The sequence below is a fragment of the uncultured Succinatimonas sp. genome (assembly GCF_905203285.1).
GTDB lineage: Bacteria > Pseudomonadota > Gammaproteobacteria > Enterobacterales > Succinivibrionaceae > Succinatimonas.
Genome location: NZ_CAJKVK010000109.1, coordinates 1 through 5,915 on the forward strand (window position 1 = coordinate 1; position 5,915 = coordinate 5,915).

Here is a 5,915-nt window from a genome sequence, read left to right on the forward strand (position 1 = left end):
GAATCTGATGAAATGAGATAAATTCTAAAAGAGTTGATTTTCCGGTACCGTTTATGCCAGTTAAAACGATAATTTTCAGAGGAATATCGTCAGTACAAAAATCTATATTGAAATTTTGAAAAATTTTATATTTATCTATATGGATTTGTTTGATTTTCATAGATAAAAATCCGTAATCAGCAACATATTGTATGTAGTATTACAAATATTTTAAATTAAATGAAGCGTAAAAAACTGATTATGTGGTTAATAACAAAGTAAAAAGCTTCTTACATTGATGCAAGAAGCTTTTAGTTAACTGTTAATCTGAATTTTACTTTGCCGGCTCTTTTTCAAGCTCAGCTCGAGCTTGTTGTTTAATCTTCTCCATAAAGTCTTTGTCAGGTGCATTCTTAGGAGCGCGCAAGGTGCGGATGCGCAGAGCACGCGGGGCTTTAAAGTAGAACAGAATGCCAACGAGCAACAGCAGTAATCCTGACATTAAGAAGATCACGCTGATATTAATAAATGTAGCAATTACGCTTCCTAAAATAGGGCCGATGGTTCCGCCGATTTGCTGACCTGAGAACATAAGTCCGAAAGCCGATCCGCGGATCTCAGGATCGGTGTTATTAACCACCATGGCGTTTGCTGACGGGAAAATGCCGGAAAATCCGAGACCCACGCAGAATTGCAAAATAGCAAACGGCAACAGGGTATTGGGGATAAACTGTGCTGCTATCAAGATACCGGCAGCGCACAGGGAGATGACCTCGGTATAGAAAAATCCTTTGCTTTGTCCTTGTTTTCCCCAAATCGGAGCTGCAATGGCTCCTGCAATGCCTGACAGTGAGAAAACGGTACCGGATATTAAAAGAAGATTTTCCGTAGTTCCCATGAGCTCGCCGATGTATAAGGTCATTACAGGCTGTAAAAGCAGGATGACCATGTTGGTAAGAACAGTACACAGCAACAACAGTCTGATAGAACGATTGCGCAGCAACTTCTTATAAACGGATTCCTTCTTAACGTTTTTAACTGCCTTTTGTACAGGTTTGTCTACTTTAGGCTCTTTAATAAAGAACAGGGTAATTAAAGTGATAAGAAGCAAGGTTCCCGAGCTGATAAAGAATGAGGTGCGCATACCGAAAGATTCAGCCAGCACGCCGCCGAAGAGGGGACCTAAAATACCGCCGCAAATATTGGCTGACTGCATAACGCCCATGCCGATGCCGATTTTATTTTTAGGAATAAGAGTGGACATCAATGCAAGAGATGCAGGCCACAGTCCTGCTGCAAAGCCTTGGAACACGCGAACCAAAAACAGCTGGAAAGGTGTTGTGACAAGGCCTCCCATAAGATAGGTAACCGCAATAAGGAAACTTGAGCGCATAACCATGAGCTTTTTGCCTTTACTGTCGGTCATTTTTCCCCATATAGGAGCCATGACGGCACAAACGGCGAAAGTAACGGCGAAAATTGCACCTGTCCATAAATTGGCGGTTTCAGGATCCGCATTTAATTCTTTGGTAAGGTAAATCGGAAGAAAAGGGATAAGCATAGTGTAACTTGAGGACATTAACACTACGTTTGCCGTAATGATCGCAAGGGCTACTTTCCAGTTCACGCAGGATCCTTTTTATCTTTAAAAAAGATATAAAATTAATGTAAATTTTTGATTAAGCTTTTTTGGTAAGTATAGACTTTATTTGTTTAATAAGTAAGGAATTTGCAGAAAAACATTGGTTAATATTTAATTTACAGTACTTTACAAACGTATTGTGATTCTTTGAATGTAAAAACGGGTAAAGATTAAATCCTTACCCGTATAGCGACTTTAACTTACCGCAACTTCGCTTTGCGGTTTTTCTTCCTGATTCTTAAGCGGCAGATCTTCTGCTTTAAGATCGATAAGCTCAGGTTTGTACTTATTTTCAATCTTATCTATTCTGTCTTTCACCTCATTAAAGAGGATTTTAGCGACATCATCATAAGAGTCGGCGTAATAGAAATTAACTCCGTCCTTTACTTCAGAAGGTAATTCCTTCACGTCGCCCGCGTTTGCTTTAGGGACGATAAGATTGAATATTCCCATGCGTCGCGCTGCTATGACTTTTTCACGGATACCGCCGATTGCAAGAACCTGTCCTGTAAGTGACAGCTCTCCTGTCATGGCAAATCCTTGCTTGGGTGCGCGATTTAGAGCAAGCGATAATAAAGATGAAGCCATGGTAATGCCGGCGCTTGGTCCGTCTTTTGGAGTGGCACCTTCGGGAACATGAAGATGCACTGTGCCTTTCTTAAAGAAATCGGCTCCTTTTTTACCGGCATAGCGCTGCAGATTTGCCTGGATGAAAGAGTAGGCGATGTGCGCCGATTCTTTCATAACATCACCAAGCGATCCGGTAAGCTCAAAGCTTTTGTTGTCGCGGTTGACAAGTACCGATTCAATAGGCAGTGTGGCTCCTCCCACCGAAGTCCATGCAAGACCTGTTATCACGCCGACTCCTTTGATATTTTTTTCTTTCTTAAAAGGAGCAGTGCCTAAAAAGTCTTCAAGATTGTCTTTGGTGACCGTGACGGAGCTTTCGCCTTCAACTATTTTGACGGCGGTTTTCCTTACTATCTTGGCAATTGCGCGCTCAAGAGAACGAACTCCGCTTTCACGGGCATATTCCTCGATGATCTTAAGCAGCACCTCATCGCTTAATTTAAGCTGGGCTTTGCGGATGGCTGCCTGCTTTAAAGCGCGGGGCAGCAAGTGCTTTTTAGCAATTAAAAGCTTTTCTTTTGCTATATAGCCTGAAAGCCTAATCGGATCCATACGGTCAAGAAGCGGTGCCGGAATGGATTCAACGGTATTGGCCGTGCAGATGAAAAGACAGTTTGACAAATCAAGCTTTTCATCAAGATAGTGATCAAGGAAATTATTGTTTTGCTCAGGATCTAAGGTCTCAAGCAAAGCGGCTGACGGATCACCCTGATATGAACGACCTAACTTATCGATTTCATCTAACATGATGACAGGGTTCATGACTTTGGTTTCACGCAGAGCCTGTACCATTTTGCCGGGCATTGATCCGATATAAGTCTTGCGATGACCCTTTATCACTGATTCATCGTCAACACCGCCAAGCGACAGTCTGAAGAAAGGTCGGTTAAGAGCCTTTGCAATAGACTTGCCGATAGAGGTCTTACCGACACCGGGCGGTCCGACGAAAAGCATAATCGAACCTTTAGTCTCGCCTTTTAAAGCTCCTATAGCGAGAAATTCAATGATGCGGTCTTTGACGTCTTTAAGCCCTTCATGATCTTTATCTAAAATCGTGCGTGCTTTTTTAAGATCGATTGATTCTTTTGACATCTTGCCCCAAGGTATTGAGGTTATAACGTCAAGATAGTTTCTTGTGACCGCATATTCAGGAGAGCCGCTTTCAAGAACTTTAAGTTTTTTTATCTCACTGTTAAAACGCTCAAGAATGTAATTAGGCGGCGTGAGTTTTTTCATGCGCTTTTCAAATTCAATGGCGTCGGCACTTTTATCATCCATCTTAAGTCCGAGCTCTTTTTGAATTTCATTAAGCTGTTCGCGCAGAATGTAATCACGCTGTCTTTTATTTAATTTTTCAGAAACCGAGCCTTTGATCTTGTTCTGCAGTTTAGCCGCCTTAAGCTCTTTTTTAATCATGGTAAGCGACATCTTAAGGCGTGGCAGGATTTCGATTTCGTTTAAAACATTTTGCAGTTCAGAATAAGAGCCGGTTGAAATGGATGCGGCGCAGTCTGCCAAAAGCGACGGATCGTTTTGGTTAAAGCGCAGCAGGTATTGACGCATTTCCTCGGTGTATAGGGGATTTAAAGGTAAAAGTTCCTGAATTGAGGAAACAAGCGCCATTGAGTAAGCTTTAACGTCGATTGCCTCTTTGCTTTCAGGATCGGGCAAAGTAGGTTCCGGGTAGCTTACCTTAGCAAGACTTGTTTTTTCGTAATTAGTCCAGCTCTCGATTTTGACGCGAGCTATGCCTTCACAGATAAAGTGAATTTCAGAATTAGTGGCTTTTGCGTGCAAAAGCTTAACGGCGCAGCCTACAGGAGGGTAGTCCTCAGGAATAATTTTGTCTCTGTCGCCGGGTTTTTCACCAATAGAAAAGATAGCAAAAACCTTCGATTTGGTTTCTGCTACTTTCATTAAAACATCTTCCCAATCAATTGAAAGCTGTACCGGTGTAATTTGACTGGGCATGACCGGACGGCCGAAGATCGGGATGATATGCATTTCTTCGGGCATTTGCTCACCAAGTCCGGTGCGGCTTTCTTTATCGTTATCGCCGGGATTTTTAACAAGATGTTCTAAATGTTCAATTTTATGAACCAGATCTTGTAAGGTTTCTTCGTCTTTGGTGTTTTTAGGTTCGCTCATGTTTTTTTATTATCTCAAGCAAGCTAATGAACTTTGGTGTTACATGGGGGCTGAGTGCTTATTTTTCAAGGCAATTCACTTAAGATTAGTTCTTTTATGACATTAAATCCGTTTATAAGCGATTTTTCGTCAAAATCAAAAGAACTGTTATGATGAGAATTAGCGATATCGGAGCCTATCATAAAGTAGCATCCGAGTTTGCCTTGCTTTTGCAGATGGCGAATTAACTGAGATGCATCTTCAGAGGCGTTGAATTTAAACTCAGGCATGATATTAAGTTTAAGCTTCAATGCTGCCTTTTCTACTTTTTTACAGAGTTTTTCATCTTGTTTGATGCCAAGACCGACGCCTTTTTTAAGTAATTGATAGTAGCTTCCCGGAACGGTTTTACTTTCATTAGCGATGATTTGTTCAATTTGTGAGTAAAGAAGATCCAAGTTTTCTTCGTCTAAAACTCTTATTTCTCCTTCAAGGAAGCAGTGATCGGGAATTACGTTGCAAGCCCCTTCACAGTGAAGATTTGACATGTTGACGTAAAGTCCTTTTTTAAGATCTAAAAGACTAAGCGCCTTTTCAATAAAAGATGCGGTGACTTTAAGCGCGTTAATGCCAAGTTCGGGATGACCTGCGTGGCTTTTTTTACCGAACACTTCAAGAGTGAATTTACAGCTTGCCAAAAAATCTGAAGGGCAGGGCACGATATATCCTGACGGAACGCCAAGACCTAAATGATAGCAGTAGATAAGATCGATATCTTGTAAAAAGCCTGAATCAATTACGGCAAGAGCTCCCCTGCATCCTTCTTCTGCAGGCTGAAAAATGAAGCTGATGGCACTTAAATCTGATTCATATAGTAAAGAAAGGTTGGCATTGACCCATAATGCGCTCATTATGGCAATTGCCATATGTCCGTCATGTCCGCAGGCATGCATCGCGCCGTTTACCGCATTAAATCCGAGTTTTGCAGGTAAATGCATAGGCTCGGAACTTTCAGGAATGGACAGTCCGTCAATGTCAGAGCGGATAGCAAGATGTTTTTTAACCTTTTTATTTTGAGGATCTAAATTAAAAGTAAGCTTGAAACCGGTAACCGATACGTCAGTGCCTAAAAATTTATGGGGTTTATCAGCTTTAGGAATAAGAGTGCAAAGGTGCTGCGCGGTTTCTTGGGGCATGAAGGTTATGGTGCCTTGCGTGTCTTTTATAAGATCGATTAAAAGCTCCATGGTTTTCCATTCGTGAAAACCGGTTTCAGGCGTACGGTGCAGTATGCGTCTTAAGGCTATGAGTTCTTTAAAGACAGAATCGTTATTTGTAAAATCAGGCAAGGAAAATAAATTTTTATTCATTAAAAATCGGCAAATCCTTTGTTGTTTTTATAGGAAAAGCCGCCTCCTAAAATAGAAAAACTATGCGCCAAGACGCTTGATGCTTAAGTTTTCAATTGACTGACAACGCTTAAAGCTTAATTTTGGATAGTTTAAGCTCAATTGACAGTAGTTTTCCAGTAGCAAAT

Annotated in this window: 4 protein-coding genes; all 4 read right to left on the reverse strand. The window is 41.3% G+C overall.

Features of this window, described 5'->3' with window-relative positions; translation table 11 throughout:
- Positions 1 to 160, reverse strand: a 160-nt coding sequence (locus QZ019_RS09920) for an AAA family ATPase (RefSeq protein ID WP_366936819.1), incomplete at its 3' end; no start/stop codon positions are given.
- Between the two features lie 153 nt (positions 161 to 313).
- Positions 314 to 1,606 carry an MFS transporter gene (locus QZ019_RS09015; protein ID WP_295484392.1) on the reverse strand — a complete coding sequence of 431 codons (1,293 nt, stop codon included), beginning with the start codon at positions 1,604 to 1,606 and terminating at the stop codon, positions 314 to 316.
- 210 nt (positions 1,607 to 1,816) lie between these two features.
- A complete protein-coding gene (gene lon / locus QZ019_RS09020; protein ID WP_295484394.1) occupies positions 1,817 to 4,399 on the reverse strand; it encodes an endopeptidase La in 2,583 nt (860 codons plus the stop codon).
- A gap of 65 nt (positions 4,400 to 4,464) precedes the next feature.
- Positions 4,465 to 5,748 carry an amidohydrolase gene (locus QZ019_RS09025; RefSeq protein WP_295484397.1) on the reverse strand — a complete coding sequence of 428 codons (1,284 nt, stop codon included), beginning with the start codon at positions 5,746 to 5,748 and terminating at the stop codon, positions 4,465 to 4,467.
- Positions 5,749 to 5,915: the final 167 nt, after the last annotated feature.